Annotated in this window: 15 protein-coding genes; 5 read left to right on the top strand and 10 right to left on the bottom strand. The window is 74.2% G+C overall.

Annotation, left to right across the window (positions count from 1 at the left end; translation table 11 throughout):
• Positions 1 to 76: 76 nt before the first annotated feature.
• The 6 genes from Q9250_RS07990 to Q9250_RS07965 form a co-directional block, all read right to left on the bottom strand.
• Complete coding sequence (locus Q9250_RS07990; protein WP_306231339.1) at positions 77 to 3,475, bottom strand: DUF4191 family protein; 3,399 nt, start codon at positions 3,473 to 3,475, stop codon at positions 77 to 79.
• Positions 3,472 to 4,731, bottom strand: coding sequence for a DUF58 domain-containing protein (locus Q9250_RS07985; protein WP_306231338.1), 1,260 nt, complete (start codon positions 4,729 to 4,731; stop codon positions 3,472 to 3,474). The genes Q9250_RS07990 and Q9250_RS07985 overlap by 4 nt, the downstream gene beginning before the upstream one ends.
• Positions 4,731 to 5,717, bottom strand: a complete 987-nt coding sequence (locus Q9250_RS07980) for an AAA family ATPase (RefSeq protein ID WP_306231337.1) — start codon at positions 5,715 to 5,717, stop codon at positions 4,731 to 4,733. Before Q9250_RS07980 ends, Q9250_RS07985 begins: the two co-directional genes overlap by 1 nt.
• Positions 5,714 to 6,553, bottom strand: a complete 840-nt coding sequence (locus Q9250_RS07975; RefSeq protein WP_306231336.1) for a coenzyme F420-0:L-glutamate ligase — start codon at positions 6,551 to 6,553, stop codon at positions 5,714 to 5,716. Before Q9250_RS07975 ends, Q9250_RS07980 begins: the two co-directional genes overlap by 4 nt.
• On the bottom strand, positions 6,550 to 7,032 hold the full coding sequence (coaD, locus tag Q9250_RS07970) for a pantetheine-phosphate adenylyltransferase (RefSeq protein WP_306231335.1): 483 nt from the start codon (positions 7,030 to 7,032) through the stop codon (positions 6,550 to 6,552). The genes Q9250_RS07975 and coaD overlap by 4 nt, the downstream gene beginning before the upstream one ends.
• 112 nt (positions 7,033 to 7,144) lie before the next feature.
• On the bottom strand, positions 7,145 to 9,349 hold the full coding sequence (locus Q9250_RS07965; protein ID WP_306231334.1) for an ATP-dependent DNA helicase RecG: 2,205 nt from the start codon (positions 9,347 to 9,349) through the stop codon (positions 7,145 to 7,147).
• A 115-nt stretch (positions 9,350 to 9,464) separates the two neighbouring features.
• Here Q9250_RS07965 and rsmD point away from each other — a divergent pair, with 115 nt between their 5' ends.
• Positions 9,465 to 10,025 carry a 16S rRNA (guanine(966)-N(2))-methyltransferase RsmD gene (rsmD, locus tag Q9250_RS07960; protein WP_306231333.1) on the top strand — a complete coding sequence of 187 codons (561 nt, stop codon included), beginning with the start codon at positions 9,465 to 9,467 and terminating at the stop codon, positions 10,023 to 10,025.
• Between the two features lie 185 nt (positions 10,026 to 10,210).
• On the opposite strand, the gene thiL is transcribed toward rsmD, so the two are convergent.
• Entirely contained in the window at positions 10,211 to 11,236 is a 1,026-nt protein-coding gene (gene thiL, locus Q9250_RS07955) for a thiamine-phosphate kinase (protein ID WP_306231332.1), read from the bottom strand.
• Positions 11,237 to 11,400: 164 nt separating this feature from the next.
• On the opposite strand from thiL, the gene Q9250_RS07950 reads away from it, so the two are divergent.
• Positions 11,401 to 11,859, top strand: coding sequence for a DUF3515 domain-containing protein (locus Q9250_RS07950; RefSeq protein ID WP_306231331.1), 459 nt, complete (start codon positions 11,401 to 11,403; stop codon positions 11,857 to 11,859).
• Positions 11,860 to 11,926: 67 nt separating this feature from the next.
• Here Q9250_RS07950 and Q9250_RS07945 read toward each other — a convergent pair whose 3' ends face one another.
• The 3 genes from Q9250_RS07945 to Q9250_RS07935 all read right to left on the bottom strand — a co-directional run bounded on the left by Q9250_RS07945 (position 11,927) and on the right by Q9250_RS07935 (position 13,051).
• On the bottom strand, positions 11,927 to 12,208 hold the full coding sequence (locus Q9250_RS07945; protein WP_306231330.1) for a winged helix-turn-helix transcriptional regulator: 282 nt from the start codon (positions 12,206 to 12,208) through the stop codon (positions 11,927 to 11,929).
• On the bottom strand, positions 12,205 to 12,609 hold the full coding sequence (locus Q9250_RS07940) for a VOC family protein (RefSeq protein WP_306231329.1): 405 nt from the start codon (positions 12,607 to 12,609) through the stop codon (positions 12,205 to 12,207). Before Q9250_RS07940 ends, Q9250_RS07945 begins: the two co-directional genes overlap by 4 nt.
• Positions 12,610 to 12,691: 82 nt before the next feature.
• On the bottom strand, positions 12,692 to 13,051 hold the full coding sequence (locus Q9250_RS07935) for an SseB family protein (protein ID WP_306231328.1): 360 nt from the start codon (positions 13,049 to 13,051) through the stop codon (positions 12,692 to 12,694).
• A gap of 77 nt (positions 13,052 to 13,128) precedes the next feature.
• Here Q9250_RS07935 and Q9250_RS07930 point away from each other — a divergent pair, with 77 nt between their 5' ends.
• From Q9250_RS07930 to Q9250_RS07920, 3 genes are all read left to right on the top strand, one after another.
• On the top strand, positions 13,129 to 13,767 hold the full coding sequence (locus tag Q9250_RS07930) for an exonuclease domain-containing protein (RefSeq protein ID WP_306231327.1): 639 nt from the start codon (positions 13,129 to 13,131) through the stop codon (positions 13,765 to 13,767).
• Between the two features lie 341 nt (positions 13,768 to 14,108).
• A complete protein-coding gene (locus Q9250_RS07925; protein ID WP_306231326.1) occupies positions 14,109 to 15,431 on the top strand; it encodes a quaternary amine ABC transporter ATP-binding protein in 1,323 nt (440 codons plus the stop codon).
• Complete coding sequence (locus Q9250_RS07920) at positions 15,421 to 16,404, top strand: ABC transporter permease (RefSeq protein ID WP_306231325.1); 984 nt, start codon at positions 15,421 to 15,423, stop codon at positions 16,402 to 16,404. The genes Q9250_RS07925 and Q9250_RS07920 overlap by 11 nt, the downstream gene beginning before the upstream one ends.
• Positions 16,405 to 16,441: the final 37 nt, after the last annotated feature.

Here is a 16,441-nt window from a genome sequence, read left to right as displayed (position 1 = left end):
GTGGGCGAATGCCTTGCCTCGACGCTACGCAGGTGGCGTTGCCCTCCGGTGACGCCGATGTTTCGGCAGTGTTACGTCAGCGGGGGCGGCCGGGCCGCACGCGGTTGGGGTCGATGCCCTTCGGGATCGGCAGGTTCATCTGGCCGAGCGACGTGAGGCGGTTCGCGACGGCCATGACCTCGGCGCGCGTGAGCGTCTTCTTCAGGCGGCGCATCGACTTCGTCAGCTTGCGCAGCTCGAGGTCGGAGTCGGGGCCCACCTCGATGACGTGCACCGGCACGTTGGGCACGATGCGCTTCACCTTGCGCTTCTCGTCGCCCAGGATGCGCGCAACGCGCTCGCGGGGGCCCTCGGCGATGAGCACGATGCCGGGCTTGCCGACGGCGCGGTAGACGGCATCCTGCGTCTTCGGGTTGACGGCGACCGGCATCTCGCTCGAGGTCCAGTTGCCGCGCAGGCCGTTCTTCAGCACGGCGCCGACGGCGCCGGGGCGGCCCTCGATCTGCCCGAAGGCGATCTTCTCGGCGCGCCAGGTGAGCGTCATCATCATCAGCATCAGGCCGATGAGCACGCCCGAGATGATCCACAGGATCAGGAACAGCACGTCCTGCTGGAAGACGATCGCGAGCACCGTGACCACGATGATCGGCCCGAAGAAGGCCAGCAGCATGAGCGGCAGCGCCAGCTTGTCGTTCTTGCGGGTCATCTCGAAGATCGACCACATCGTCTTGAGCCTGCCGGGCTCCTTCTCGGTGTCGCGTGCCATGTCGACCAGGATACCGGGGCGGGGGCCCTCCGCTCTCCACAGTCGTGCCGGGCTGACGCGACCGCCGCGGCCGGTGCGTGGCATGGTCGCGCGCATGGACGACGAGGGCGCGACGATCGCGGGATTCCGGCTGGTGCGCAGGCTGCGGCGCACGGCAGAGCGCGAGGTCTGGGTGGCGGCGGATGCGTCGGGTGCGGCCGGCGAGGCGGTCGCGGGCATCGAGGTGCACCGGAGCCTCGCCGGGCACGAGGCCACGCTCGCGCGCGAGGCGGAGGCGGTCCTGGCCGCCGACCACCCGCACCTGCTGCCGATCGTCGACGTGGCGACCGACGGCGGCGCCGTCGTCGTGCGGCCGCTGCTGCCGCGCGACCTCGGCGACTGGCTGCTGGCGCGCGGCGAGCCGCAGCCGGGGGAGGCGGTCACTGCGCTCGCACCCGTGGCGGCTGCGCTCGGCGCGCTGCACGCGGTCGGCGCGGCGGCGCCCGTCGACCCGGCGCCCGTCGAGCCTGCGCCCGTCGACCCGGCGCCCGTCGAGCCTGCGCCCGTCGAACCAGCGCCCGTCGACCCGCCGACAGCAGCACCGAGGCCCGTGGCACCTCCCCCGGCCGCGACCCGCGCCACGATCGCCGCCTGCACGTCGCCCGGCGTCGCGGATGCCGGCAGTCGCACGCCCGCGTCGGCGAGCGTCGCGCGCAGCTCCTGCCACGCGCCCGGCGCCCCCTGCTGCATCCGCACCGCCCGCTGCACCTGCCGCACGATCCACGGCAGCGCGAGCACCAGCAGCACGGCGAGCGCGAGCAGCCAGGCGCGCAGCGCAGCCATGTCGATCGCGAAGCCGCCCTCTCCAGGCGTGCCCGGCGCGGTCGGCGCCGGCGCCGCTGAGGGCGCCGCGGTCGACGCCGACGGCGACGGGCTCGGCGTCGCCGACGGCGTGGCGGTCGGCGTGGGCGTCGGGGTCGGCTCGGGCGTCTGCTGGTCGCCCGCGGGGCTCGCGGCGCCGGTGCCGGCGCCCGGCGTCGTCTCGACCCGCACCCAGCCGGCGACGTCGACCCACGCCTCGGCCCACGCGTGCATGTGGTTGGTGGTCACCGACCAGCCGCCCGAGATCGGGTCGCCGCCGAGGAACCCGACCGCCACGCGCGTCGGCACGCCCGCGCCGCGCAGCAGCGCTGCGGTGGCGCTCGCGTAGTGCACGCAGTAGCCGCTGCGCGTCTCGAGGAACCCCTCGAGCGCCGACCAGCCGTCGCCGCCCGAGCCGCCGAAGCCGGGCAGGTCGAGCGACTCCGAGTAGTTCCAGACGCCGGAGGTCATGAAGGCGTGCACGGCGCGGATGCGCTCGCTCGCGTCCATCCCGTCGGTCACGAGGGCTGCGCCCTGCGCCGCGATCCCGGCGGCGGCCTCGGGCAGCGCCCGCAGGTCGTCGTGGCCCGACGAGCCCGACGGCGGAAGGGTCGCGAGCTCGGGCGAGCGCGTGCCGGCGGCGGTGTACTCGAGTCCGTCGGTGACGGTGTCGCCCTCGATGCGCAGCGCGTCGTTCGCGTCGTCCCAGTGCGTGCCAGCCGGCGCCGTGATCCCGGACGCGCGCTCGGGCGTCGGCAGTCCCTCGGCGCGCACCGGACTCATCCGCACCGTCAGCTGCATGGGTGCACCGAGGTCGGCGCCCTCGACGAGCACGCCCGGGTTCGCGGCGAGGGCGGGCCGCTTCTCGAAGCCCGACTCCCCCGCCTGCGGCAGCGTCATGAGCCGCGTGACGATCGGCTGGCCGTCGCTGGTGGAGTAGGTGAAGACCTGCCGCTCCTCGGGCCGCCGCAGCTCGTCGCCGAGGTCGATGTCGGTGCGCAGCACGGGCGTGGGCGTGCGCAGCAGCTCCTCGATGGTGGGCAGGTCGAGGTCGACCTCGCGCGGGCTCGGCGCGACGAGCGGCACGGCGGCCGCGATGAGCGCGGCGACGCCGACGAGCGCCACCGGGCCGAGCCAGTCGCGCCGCTGCGCGACGCGCTCGTCGATGGCCGGCGCGGCCAGCACGAGCGCGGTCGCCGCCACGCCGGGCAGCGCGTGCCACCAGGGGATGTCGGCGCGGAACGCGATCGGCAGCAGCAGCGGCCAGGCCGAGAACAGCACCGCGAGCGCCGGGGCGCGCATGGCGTGGCCGAGCAGGTCGACGAGGAGCACGATCGCGACGGCCGAGGCGACGATGGCGGCGAGCACCGGGCCCTCCGCCGGGATGGGGGTGCGCAGCGCGAAGGCGATCGACTGGATGCCCTCGCCGAGCACCGGCAGCGTCTGCCCGACCGACTCCGGCGTCGGGACGACCCCCAGCAGCGCCTCGTCGGCCGCGGTCACGACCGTGATCCAGCCGATGCCGACCAGCGCGCTGATGCCGGTCGCGGCGAACGCCGGCCAGACCGATCGCACCAGCGCCGCGACGACCGCCATCGACAGCACCGCGCCGACGACCGGCCACAGCCAGTCCTGCTCGAGCACGGTGGCGGTGGAGAAGAGCCAGGCGATCGGCAGCACCGCGAGCGCGATGGTCTCGACGGGGCCGGCCGGCAGCGCGGAGATCAGGCCGCTGCCCCCGTCGGGCGTCCGGGACTCGCGCCGGCCGGCCTCTGGCCGCCCGCCGTCCGCAGCGCGGCCATCGTCGGGTGCGGAACCGCCGACGAAGGCGGGCGACTCGGTCACGTCGCTGCCTGCGGTGCCGCTCATCGCAGCTCCCTGACCGGGCCGACGCGGTCGATCCAGCGCTGCACGCGCACCCGCGCGCCGGGCGCGACGCGGCGCGTGGGGGCGTCGCGCCGCGCGACCAGCCAGAGCGTGCTGCCCGGCGCGAGCGTCCACTGCTCGGGCGCGGCCTCCTCGAGGGCCACCACGTGCGCGGAGGAGCTGAGGGCAGCGGCCCTGTCGGACCCCTGCCGCGACCCCAGCGCCGAGGCCCCTCCCGGGCCTCGGTCACCGGCACGCTCCGAGCACGCCAGCGACGCGACGGCGGCGAGCGCCGACTGCGGGTCGCGCCAGTCGGCCATCGGGATGCTCTGCTCGCCCGTCTCCCGCACCTGCACGGGGTGGTCGCGGCCGGCGAGCGCGCGCACGATCGAGCACGCGGCGCGCGCCAGCCGATCCTCGGCGTCCCGGTCGAGACCCGCGGCACCGGCGGTGTCGACCACCACGATGTCGTCGTCGCTCGCCGGGTTCGCCTCCTGCCGCACCATCAGCTGGCCGCGCTTCGCGCTCTGCCGCCAGTGCACGCGGCGCTGCGGGTCGCCCGGCCGCCACTCGCGCACCATCGCATCGACGTTGTCGGCGGTGCGGGACTGCGCGAGCCTGCCCTCCTCGCGGTTGGAGCGCAGCGACGACTCCGGCACCGGCAGCACCTCGGGCCCCACCACGAGGCTCGAGCGCGGGTCGATGGTGCGCGTCGTGCGCACCACACGGAAGGGGTCGAGCGCGATCACCTCGACCGGCGCGAGCCGCCAGCGCCCGCGCGGATGCGAGCCGAGCGGCACGTGCGCGGCGCCCATGCCGTCGAGCTCGCCCCCGAGCAGCAGGAACCGCTCGGGGCCGGGCGCCCACGTCGACCAGCGGGCGCCTGCCTGGCGCCGGTCGGCGACGATGCGCAGGTCGGCGCGCTGGCCCTCGGCGATCACGCCCGGCACGCCCAGCCGCACGCGCTCGACGGCGCCGATCGCCCACCAGCCGCCCAGCAGCAGCACGCCGAGGCACAGCGCGGCCGGCACCAGCAGCACCACCTGCTGATCCCAGTAGGCGGCGAGCGCCAGCCCGAGGCCGGCGAGCAGCAGGCCGATGCCGCGCGGGGTGAGGCGCCATCTGGATCGCGCGGTGGAGCTATGAAGCGGAGGCCCTTTCGGGCCTCCGCCGCGACCCCAGCGCCGACGCCCGTCCCGGGCGTCGGTACCGGTGGGGCCTTGCAGCCCTCCCCCGCGGCCCGACCGCTCGGCGTCCATCACCGCATGACAGGAGCGACGGTGCCGGCGAGCGCCTGCGCCACCACGGCGCGCGCCTCGTCGTGCCGCGCGTGGGGGTCGTGCATGACCAGGTGGTGCGGCAGCACGTGCTGCGCGAGCGCCTTCACGTCGTCGGGCGAGAGCCAGTCGCGCCCGAGCAGGTGCGCGCGAGCCTTCGCGGCGCGCACCAGCTGCAGCGTCGCGCGCGGGCTGGCCCCCAGCCGCACCTCGGCGTGCTCGCGGGTCGCCCGCGCCAGCCGCACCGCGTAGCGCTCGACGAGCTCGTGCGCCCGCACCGCGAACGCCGCGTCGATCTGCGCCTGGAACTCCTGCTGCGTCAGCACCGGGCGCACGGCGTCGAGCGGCTGCGCGGTCTCGCGCGCCTGCACCATCGCCAGCTCGGCGCCCTCGTCGGGGTAGCCGAGCTCGAGCCGCACCATGAAGCGGTCGCGCTGCGCCTCGGGCAGCGCGTAGGTGCCCTCCATGTCGATCGGGTTCTGCGTCGCCACGACGAGGAACGGCGTCGGCAGCCTGTGGGTGACGCCGTCGACGGTCACCTGCCCCTCGGCCATGCACTCGAGCAGCGCCGCCTGCGTCTTCGGGCTCGCGCGGTTGATCTCGTCGGCGATCACGATGTTCGCGAACACCGGCCCGGGCTGGAACCGCAGCTCGCCCGTCGCCTGGTCGAGCACCGACATGCCGGTGATGTCGCTGGGCAGCAGGTCTGGCGTGCACTGGATGCGTCGCACCGTGCCGCCGACCGCCGCCGCGAAGGCGCGCGCGAGCTGCGTCTTGCCGACGCCAGGCACGTCCTCGAGCAGCACGTGGCCCTCGGCCAGCAGCACCGTGAGCACCGTGCGGATCTCTGCGGCCTTGCCCGAGATGACGCTCTGCACCGCGTGCTCGATGCGCTCGCCCACCGTGACGGGGCCGTGCGGGGAGGGCACGCTGCCCTGCTCGACGATCGCCTGCTGCTCTGTCGTCATTCGCGTGCCCCTGCCTCGGCCAGTGCGTCGATCCTGCCCGCCTCGCGCCCCTGCCGGTAGGCCTCGTCGCTGCCGAGCCGGAACATGTCGTCGCCGGAGGGCCGCACCAGGCGCGCCGCGCCCGGCTCGTCGAGCCCCGTGACGTGACGCCCGAGGCCGCGCACGAGCACCACCGGCACCCCGTCGGCCTTGCCGGCGACCAGGTCGGCGGCCCCGGCGATCTCGTCGGCGATGGCCGGCGCGGTCACGGTCAGCGGCCGTCCGCTCGCGTCGAGCTGGCCGGTGAGCGGCTCGAGCACCCGGATGCCGGCGGCCCCGATCGCCACGTCGGTCTGGCCGACCCGCCAGGCGCGGCCGAGCGTGTCGCTGACCACGACGCCCACCGCAACCCCGTATCGGGACCGCAGCCGCTCGGCGATCGCGCGAGCCGACGCATCCGAGTCGACCGGCAGCAGCAGGATCGTGCCGTCGTCGGTGTTCGACGCGTCGACGCCCGCCGCGGCCAGCACGAGGCCCGTGCGGTGCTCGACGATGCGCGTGATGCCGCCCGGGAAGGCACGGGAGGCCACCAGGCGCACCGACTCGTCGGTGATCGCCTGCTCGCGCTCGGCGGCGGGGCGGATGCGTCCCTCGGCCTTCGACACGACCTTGCTGGTGACGACGACGATGTCGCCGTCGCGCGGCGCGAGCGGGGCGATCGCGTCGGCCACCAGCTGCGGCAGGTCGTCACCGGGGCGGATCTCGCCGATGCCGCGAACGGCGCGGACCTCGAGGTCGGCGCTCGGTCCGCGGTCGTCGCCGAGCTCGGGACCGGGGCCGCCCCCGTGATCGCTCATCGCTGCTGCAGGAAGGTGGCGACGGCGCGCGGCACGTAGGGGCTGATGTCGCCGCCCAGCTCGCTCACCTGGCGCACCAGGCTCGAGGAGACGTGCGCGTTCTCGGGGTTCGGCAGCATGAAGATGGTCTCGACGCCCGCGAGGTTGCGGTTCACGATCGACATCGGCGTCTCGTACGAGAGGTCGGTCGACGTGCGGATGCCCTTGACCAGCACCTCTGCGCCCACCTGCTGGCAGTAGTCGACGAGCAGGCCCATCGACCAGTTGGCGATGCTGATCTGGCCCTCGATGCGCGCCTCGTCGATCGCCCGCTCGATGAGCGCCTCGCGCTCGACCACCGGCAGGAACGCGTGCTTGTCGGGGTTGTGCGTCACCACCACGTGCACCTCGTCGAAGATCTTCGCGGCGCGCGCGATCACATCGAGGTGACCCAGGGTGACGGGGTCGAACGAACCGGGCACGACGGCGATGCGAGGCATGCCGCCAGCCTATAAGGCCGCAGGTGAACGGTCCCCCGTGCGCGGGCTATGACTCGCGACTGCGGTTCGCGGGCTCCTGCGCGTCACAGACCCGACGTCGTCCCGCGACCCGTCAGGCGGTGACGAGCGCTGCGCGGGCGTCGGGGTCGAGCCGGCGGTGCACCGCGAGCCGGAGGGCCGGGTGCTCGACCAGCGTGGAGTCGACGTCGAGCACCGCCCGGGCGGCGTCGCGCGCGGCCTCGATGATCGACCCGTCGCGGGCCACCCGCAGCACCTTCAGCCCGGAGCGGCCGCCCGACTGCATGACGCCGAGCACGTCGCCCTCGCCGCGCTGCTCGAGGTCGACCTCGGCGAGCGCGAAGCCGTCGAGCGTGCCGGCGACCGCGTCGAGCCGCTCGCGGGCGATGCTCGCAGGATCGACCGCCGAGACGAGCATGCACACTGCCGCGTGCTCGCCACGACCCACCCGACCGCGCAGCTGGTGCAGCTGCGAGACGCCGAACCGGTCGGCCGAGAGCACCACCATCATCGTGGCGTTCGGCACGTCGACGCCCACCTCGATCACGGTCGTCGCGACCAGCACGTCGATCTCGCCGGCGCGGAACGCGCGCATGACCGCATCCTTCTGCTCGGTCGAGTCGGCGCCGGTGAGCTGGGCGATCACCTTGCCCACGAGCGGCTTCAGCCCACGCAGCCGGCCGATCGTCGTCTGCACGTCGTCGACGGGCGGAAGCGGTCGGCCGCCGCCCTCATCGGCCTGCTCCTCACGATCGATGCCTTCGAGATCGCCGGGCGAGATCGCCGGGCAGACGACGAAGGCCTGGCGGCCGGCGTCGAGCTCCTCGCGCATCCGCGCCCAGACGCGGTGGAAGTGGCCCGGCTGCGTCTGCGGGTCGATCACGAACGTCTGGATGGGGCTGCGCCCCGCCGGGAGCGAGCGGATGGTCGACACGTCGAGGTCGCCGAACGCGGTCATCGCGATCGTGCGCGGGATAGGGGTGGCGGTGAGCACCAGCGTGTGCGGGTGCAGGCCCTTCGAGCGCAGCGCCTCGCGCTGGGCGACGCCGAAGCGGTGCTGCTCGTCGATCACGACCAGCGCGAGCTCGGCGAAGGTCGTCCTCTCGCTCAGCAGCGCGTGCGTGCCGACGACGATGCGCGCCTGGCCCGCCGCGATCGACAGCAGCGCGCGCCTGCGGTCGGCCGCGGGCATCTGGCCGGTGAGCAGGGTCGGCTGCAGCTCGGCGGCGAGGTCGGGCCCGAGGGCGCGGGTGATCGAGCGCAGGTGCTGCACGGCCAGCACCTCGGTGGGCGCGAGCAGCGCCGACTGCCCGCCCGACTCGGCCACCGCCAGCATCGCGCGGGTGGCGACCACGGTCTTGCCGGAGCCCACCTCGCCCTGCACCAGCCGGTGCATGGCGGTGCCGCTGGCGAGGTCGGCGGCGATCGCGGCGCCCGCCTGCCGCTGGTCGTCGGTGAGCTGCCAGGGCAGCGCCGCGTCGAAGCGCTCGAGCAGCCGGCCCGGCAGTCGCGGCGCGGTCGGCAGCGTGTCGAACCAGTCGCGGGTCGCCAGCAGGTAGGTCTGCAGCAGGAACGCCTCGTGCCAGGCGAGCGAGTGGCGGGCGCGGTAGGCGTCCTGCTCGAGCCCCGGCTGATGCGCCATGCGCAGCGCCTCGCCGAGCGGCATGAGGCCGTGCTCGGCGCGCACCTCGGCGGGCAGCGGGTCGGCGGGCTCGCCCCACTCGCCCTCGGTCAGCTTGTCGAGCACCAGCGCGACCGCGCCCTCGAGCTGCTTCGTGGTGACGGTCGCCGTCGCCGGATAGATCGGCACCGGCTGCAGCGCCCACTGCTCGGCGTCGACGCCCGCCTCCTCGTCGAAGGCCTCGTAGGTGGGATGCGCCAGCTGCCGACGGTTCTTGTAGACGCCGACGGTGCCGGAGAAGAGCGCGGTGACGCCCTGGTGCAGCTCGCCGGTGCGCCACGGCTGGTTGAAGAACGCGGTGTCGAGCGAGCTCTCCCCGTCGGTGATCGTGATCGTCGTGAGGGTGCGCGGCCGCCCCTTGCCGTCGCGCTGCAGGTCACGCGTCTCGACGCTCTTCACCCTCGCGATCACGGTCACGTGCTCGCCAGGCACGAGGCTCCGCAGATCGGTCAGCTCGCCGCGCTTCGCGTAGCGGCGCGGCAGGTGCCAGACCAGGTCGCCAACGGTCTGCATGCCGAACGCGCGCTGCAGCTTGCCCGCGAGCGCCTTGCCGAGGATGCGCTCGAGCGGCCGCTCGAACCCCTCGGGGAGCGCACCGTCAGCCGCCTGCTTCGCCACCCGCCCAGGGTAGACGGCCCTGCCGACGCGGGCCGACGCATCCGCTCGCCCTGTGCAGCATGCGTGCGCACCCTCCCCGCATGACGGCGCCCGGCGGATGCGCCAGGATGGAGCGGTGACGCGCATCATCGGAGGCCTCGCTGGCGGCGTGAAGCTGCACGTGCCCGCGCAGGGCACCCGGCCGACGTCCGAGCGCGTGCGCGAGGCGATGTTCGGGGCGCTCGACGCCCGCGGCCTGTGCGACGGGGCGCTGGTGCTCGACCTGTTCGCCGGCTCCGGCGCGCTCGGCCTCGAGGCCGCCAGCCGCGGCGCCGAGTCGGTGGTGCTCGTCGAGCGCGACCGCGCAGCCGCGAAGGTCGCGCAGCGCAACGCCGACTCCGTCGCGAAGTCGGGGGCCGCGAGGGCGCTGGTCGAGCAGGTCGCCGCCTCGCAGTACCTCAACCGCTCGGGCCGCCGCTTCGACCTGGTGTTCATCGACCCGCCCTACGACCTGCCCGCCGACGAGCTCGCGGGCGTGCTGGCCGAGCTCGCGCCGCTGCTGGTGCACCCGGCCGTGGTGGTCGTCGAGCAGGCGCGGCGCGCGGGCGACCTCGAGCTGCCCGGCGATCTCGAGCTCGAGCGGGCGCGGCGCTACGGCGACACGACGCTGCACTTCCTGGCGACCACCGAGGGGTAGGCGGGCTGCGCTGGCGCCCGCCTCGCGGTTCCGGTACCGATCTGCGGGTCGCGACCGCTCGCACTCGCAGTTGCGTACCGGCAAAGCAGGTCGGCGCCGGCGCCGGCGTCGCGACAGCGGTACCGAACTGCGGGTCGTGACGGCCCGCACCCGCAGGCGCGTACCGGTGCGGGCGCGGGCCGCGGTCACGCGGCGCGGTACGGGTCCCAGCCGCGGGGCTCGAGCGGTTCGCCGTCGAGCGTGACACCGAAGGAGCGGGCGGATGCGTCGTGGCCGCCGCCCACCGCCTCCACCGTGCCGAGGCGGTGCACCGGGTGCCCGGCCAGCTCGACCGGCGGCGTCACGTCGGCCGGCAGGGTCACCAGCAGCGCGTGGTCCTCCCCGCCGTGCAGCGCCGCATCGAGCGTCGCGCCCCGGGACGCCTCCTGCACAGCGGCGCGCTCGAGCGCGATCCGCACGCCGGAGGCGCGGGCGATCCGCGCCGCGTCGAGCGCGAGCCCGTCGGAGACGTCGAGCATCGCGGTCGCGCCGAGGTCGGCCAGCAGGGTGCCGACGGCGATCGGCGACACCGGCGCCAGCTGCGCCTCGATCGCCGCGGCGTGCGCGCCGGCGCGCAACCGGTCGGCCGCCTCGCGCACGGCCACCGCCGCCTCGTCGACGGCCTCCGCGAAGAGGTGCCGCAGCCCCGTCGCGGCCGCGCCGAGCCCACCGACGCACCACACCGCATCCCCCGCCCTCGCCCCGCTGCGCAGCACCGGGCTCCGGCCCTCGAGGTCGCCGAACGCCGTGACGGCGATCGTCGCGTGCGGGGCGGTGCCGAGGTCGCCGCCGACGACGCCGCAGCCGGGCGCCATCGCGGCGATCGCGTCGGCGAGGCCACGCGCGAACTCCTCGAGGTCGGCGACGCGCGTCGACGGGGCGACCGCGAGCGCCACCACCAGCGAGGTCGGCCGGGCACCCATGGCGGCCACGTCGATGAGGTTGGTGGCGACGGCCTTCCAGCCGAGGTCGTGCCAGCGCGACCAGCCCAGCCTGAAGTCGGCGCCCTCGAGCATCGTGTCGGTGGTGACGACGAAGCGGCCGTCGGGGGCGCGCACGACCGCAGCGTCGTCGCCCGGGCCGACCTCGGTCGCGCTGCCGGTGGGCAGGAGCGGCAGGAAGCGCCGCAGCGCCTCGAGCTCGCCGACCTCGTGCAGCGTGGCGTCGTCCATGCTGGCAACGCTAGCCGCTGGTCGCCCGGCCGAGCCCGCGCTCGATCGGGCTGAGCGCATCGCCGACCGTCGACAGCGGCTCGTGCCACGCTCGACCCGATCGAGCGTGCATGCTCGCCCGCTCGCGACCGCCGCCGCCCACCCGCCATCGATAGGCTCGAGGGATGCGCCGCCTCCCCCTGCTTGCCGCCGCCGTCGCCCTGCTGACGCTGACCGGTTGCGCGCGCGCGGTGAACCTGCCTCCGGCCGAGGACGCCGCCGACCCGGGCTGCGCGAGCGTCGTGCTGACGCTGCCGCAGCAGCTCGGTGAGCAGACGGGCAACGAGCCGCTCGACCGCCGCGACACGACCGCGCAGGCCACAGCCGCCTGGGGAGACCCGAGCGCGGTCACGCTGCGCTGCGGCATGCCCGAGCCCGCACCGTCGACGAGCCGCTGCATCACGGTCGGCGCCGTCGACTGGCTCGAGGTGGCGCAGGAGGAGAACGTCTGGACCTTCGTCAGCTACGGCCGCTCCCCCGCGACCGAGGTCGTCATCGACACGAGCGTCGTCAGCGCCGTCACCGCGCTCGAGGGCGTCTCGGGCGCCGTCGAGCGGCTCGAGCTGGTCGGCGCCTGCTCCTAGCGCGCATCGACCGCGCGCGGGGCCGCGGCGGCGACGCAACGCGCGTCGGCGCATAGAGCTCGCCGGCCTAGGACTTCTCGGCGCCCCAGCGAGCGAGCGCGACGATCGCCTCGCGCAAGGCGAGCCCGCGATCCGTCAGGGCATACGCCCGGGTGTTGTGCCGCAGCGGCAGTCGCGACAGCACGCCGGCCGCTTCGAGCTCGCGCAGTCGCGTCGCGAGCATGTTCGTCGGCACCCCGAGCTCGCGCTGCAGGTCGCCGTAGCGCTGCGGCCCGTCGAGGAGCCGCTCGACGATGAGGAGAGCCCACCGCGATCCGACGACGTCGAGGGCCGCCGCCAGGTCGCTCACGCGGCGGGGTCGGCGTCCGGCTTCATCCAGAACGGCGAGTAGTGGTAGCCGTCGGGGTCGTCGAACTGGCGCTGGTACATGAAGGGATAGTCGTCGGTGTCGCCGACCCGGCCGCCCGCCGCGCCGGCGCGCTCGACGAGCTCGTCGACGGCCTCGCGGCTGCCGAGGTCGAACGAGACGGTCACCTTCGAGGGCGTGTCGGGCCCGCCGACGACGCCCTCGGTCCCGCCGACGCTGGCGTACATCTCGCGGCTGCCGAGCATGACGTACTGCTCCGGCGCGATCGCGAAGCACGCCACGTTGTGATCCGACATCTCGGCGTTCAGCGGCCATCCGAGGGCGGTGTAGAAGGCGGTCGCGCGCTCGACGCTCTCGACCGGGCAGGTGATGAAGAGGCTCATGCCCCGATGCTTGCAAAATGCAAGTGCGCTGTCAACGCCCCTCTTCCGGCGCGCTCGGCGCCGTGCCCGGCGCCTGCCCGCGCTACCCGGCCTCGCTGGCCTCGCCAGCGAGCACCTCGGGCAGGAACACCCGGCCGTCGTCATGCCCCGGGTCGAGCACGATCGCGTGGCCCGGCGGGATCGCCGCGACCAGCTCGGCGCCGCTCAGCTTCAGGTGCCGCCGCGTGCGCGTGACGAAGCCGCCGATGCGGCGCGTCTCGGTGAAGGCCACCACCAGCTGCAGCTCGCCGTGCGGCACCACCAGGAACCGGCCCGACTCGGGGTCGCGCGGGTTCTCGACGACCGCCGGCACCACCAGCACGGCGTCGCGCACGACCGCCCACGCGCCGGCGTGGTCGTCGGCGTCGATGGTGCTGAGCGCGTCGAGGATGGGGTTCGTCATGGCTCCATCGTCGCAGACGCGATCGGGCGGATGCGGTCGGTCACGACGTGTGGGCGGGGCCTGGAAGACTGTCAGACATGGCGCTCGACTTCACGGCAATCGACTTCGAGACCGCCAACGGCAACGCCGCGTCGGCGTGCGCCGTGGGGCTCGTGAAGGTGCGCGACGGCATGGTGGTCGACCGCCACGCGACGCTCCTCCGCCCGACCGCGCCCTACGACGAGTTCTGGGAGTGGAACACGAAGATCCACGGCATCCGGGCGCACGAGGTGCTGGGCGCGCCCGACTGGGTCGAGGCGCAGCGGCTGATCCTGGAGTTCGGCGGCGACGACGTCTACGTCGCCCACAACGCCGGCTTCGACAAGGGCGTGATGCGAGCGGCGGCGAAGGCGGCGCACCTCGCGGTGCCCGACATGCGCTGGACCGACTCGCTGCGCATCGCCCGCAAGACCTACACGCTCGAGTCGTACCGGTTGCCGGTGGCGGCGCTGGCGGCGGGCTTCGACGACTTCCGCCACCACGACGCCGGCGGCGACGCCGAGGCGTGCGCGGCGATCATCATCGGGGCGGCGAAGCGGCACGAGCTCGACGACATCGAGTCGCTGGTCGCGAAGTGCGTCTCGGCGATCCACGAGATCGGCGAGCGGCACGAGCAGGTGGCCGAGCTCGAGGCGCGGCGACGCGCGGCGCAGCGCGAGCGGCCGTGGTGGCAGTGAGGCCGGTCGAAGCAGCGGCGTGAGCGTCGCTCGCGCGGCGCCTCGCTATAACGAAAGCATCACGATCCGCCGCTGAGCCCGGCTCGGCATCGTTGATTTTCCGCGGATCTCAGCGACTCGTGCCCAAACTGCACGTTCTGGCTATGCGTACGGTGAATGTGCGGTGGCCGACCACTGGCCGCCGATCCATCGGACGCGACCGTCGAGCCCTCCAGCCGCGCGACGAGCGTATGGTGCCGCTTCGCAGGCGATCTCGATCGCCCATGAACGGCAGACGACACACCGCTGCGCGGTGGCACCCGTCCTTCGCTGAACGCCCACGAGGCGTGACAGGAGAGACTGTGCAGCCACCTGCAACCCCGACCGACGCCGTCGCCGTGCGCGTCGACGGCCTCACGAAGGTCTTCGGCCGACGAGGCAGAGAAGCAGCCGACCGACTGGCCGCAGGCGCCACCCGCGACGAGGTCGCGAAGCTCGGCACCGCCGCCGTCATCGACGCCTCCTTCGAGGTGCGCCGTGGCGAGATCTTCGTGGTCATGGGGCTGTCGGGCTCGGGCAAGTCGACGCTCATCCGCATGCTCAACGGCCTGCTCGAGGCCACCCGCGGCACCGTCGAGATCAACGGCGAGCCGGTCACCGGCATCGACGCGAAGCGGATGCGCGCCGTGCGCCGCTCGCAGGTGTCGATGGTCTTCCAGCACTTCGCACTGCTCCCCCACCGCACCGTGCTCGAGAACGTCGCCTACGGGCTCGAGATCCAGGGCGTCGACCGCGAGCGCCGGCTCGAGCTCGCCCGCGACGTCGTGCAGCGCGTCGGCCTCGCAGGCTGGGAGCACCGCCTGCCCAGCGAGCTCTCGGGCGGCATGCAGCAGCGCGTCGGGATCGCCCGCGCCCTCTGCGCCGACACCCCCGTGCTGCTCATGGACGAGGCGTTCAGCGCCCTCGACCCGCTGATCCGCCGCGAGATGCAGGAGCAGCTCGTCGAGCTGCAGGCCGAGCTCGGCAAGACCATCGTCTTCATCACGCACGACCTCAACGAGGCCATGTTCCTCGGCGACCGCATCGCCGTCATGCGCGACGGCCGCATCGTGCAGATCGGCAGCCCCGAGGAGATCCTCACCGACCCCGCCAACGACTACGTCGCGCAGTTCGTGCAGGACGTCGACCGCACCCGCGTGCTCACCGCCGCCAGCGTGATGGAGCCGCCCGCCGCATCCGTGCCCGTCACCGTCGGCCCTCGCGGGGCGCTGAAGGCCATGCGCGACGTGCAGAGCTCGGCGCTGCTGGTCACCGGCCCCGGCCGCACCGTGCTCGGCGCCGTGCGCGACCGCGACGTGCTGCGCGCCGTGCAGCGCGGCGAGCGCGAGCTGCGCCCGCTGATCGACGCCGACATGCACCGCGTGGGCCCCGAGACGAGCCTCGCCGACCTGCCGGAGCTCGCGATCACCAGCGGACTGCCCATCGCGGTCGTCGGCGACGGCGGCCGGCTGCTGGGCGTGATCCCCCGGGTGATGCTGCTCGCCGCGCTCGGCAACGTCAGCAGCGACACCGCCGAGATGGCGATCGTCGACCTGCCGCCCGCCCTCGACCCCGCGCTCGTCACGCAGACGCTCGACGCGTCGCAGGCGGCCCACGACCTCCAGGAGGCCTCCGATGCTCGATGACGTGCGCCTGCCGCTCGGCGACTGGGTGGAGACGGGCGTCGACTGGATCACCGTCAACCTCGCGGTGCTCTTCGACGTGATCCGCGCGCTCGTGAACGGCCTGTTCGACGTCGCCGAATGGGTGTTCACCGAGCCGCCCGCGATCGTCATGATCCTGGTGCTGACCGTGCTCGCCCTGCTCGCACGAGGCTGGCGGATGGGCGTCGGCACCCTGGTAGGGCTCGTCGCGATCGTGCTGGTCGACCAGTGGGACAACGCGATGGCGACCCTCGCGCTGACGATCGTCGCAGCCTTCTTCGCCCTGCTCATCGCGATCCCGCTCGGCATCTGGGCGGCCCGCTCCGACTCGGTCTCGTCGATCGTGCGGCCGGTGCTCGACTTCCTGCAGACGATGCCCGCGTTCGTCTACCTGATCCCGGCGATCATCCTGTTCGGCATCGGCGTGGTGCCCGGCATCATCGCCACCATCGCCTTCGCGATGGCTCCCGGCGTGCGGCTCACCGAGCTCGGCATCCGCGGCGTCGACCACGAGATCGTCGAGGCGGGCAGCGCGTTCGGCGCGTCGCCGGGCCGCATCCTGCGCCAGATCCAGCTGCCGCTGGCGCTGCCCACGATCATGACCGGCGTCAACCAGATCATCATGCTGTCGCTGTCGATGGTCGTCATCGCCGCGATGGTCGGCGCCGGCGGCCTCGGCCAGGACATCGTGCAGGCGCTGCAGCGCATCGACGTGGGCCTGGGCTTCGAGGCGGGCCTGTCCGTGGTGATCCTCGCGATCATCCTCGACCGCGTCACCAACGCGCTCGGCAGCCCGCAGCAGCACAGCCCGGTGGCGCGGCTGCGAGCGCGCCGCTCCGGCGCAGCGGCAGAAGCATCTGCTGGCGCCAACACCGGCGCGCCGACGCTGACGGCACCCGGGATGGTCGCGCCGACGACCGACGACACCGAGCCGGCCGCGCTGCGCGGCCGCTGACGCTTTCGGCGACCGCAGCCTGCGGCCGCCGACGGAC

The sequence above is a fragment of the Agrococcus beijingensis genome (assembly GCF_030758955.1).
GTDB classification, from domain to species: Bacteria; Actinomycetota; Actinomycetes; order Actinomycetales; family Microbacteriaceae; genus Agrococcus; species Agrococcus beijingensis.
This window is presented reverse-complemented; position numbering and strand designations above follow the sequence as displayed.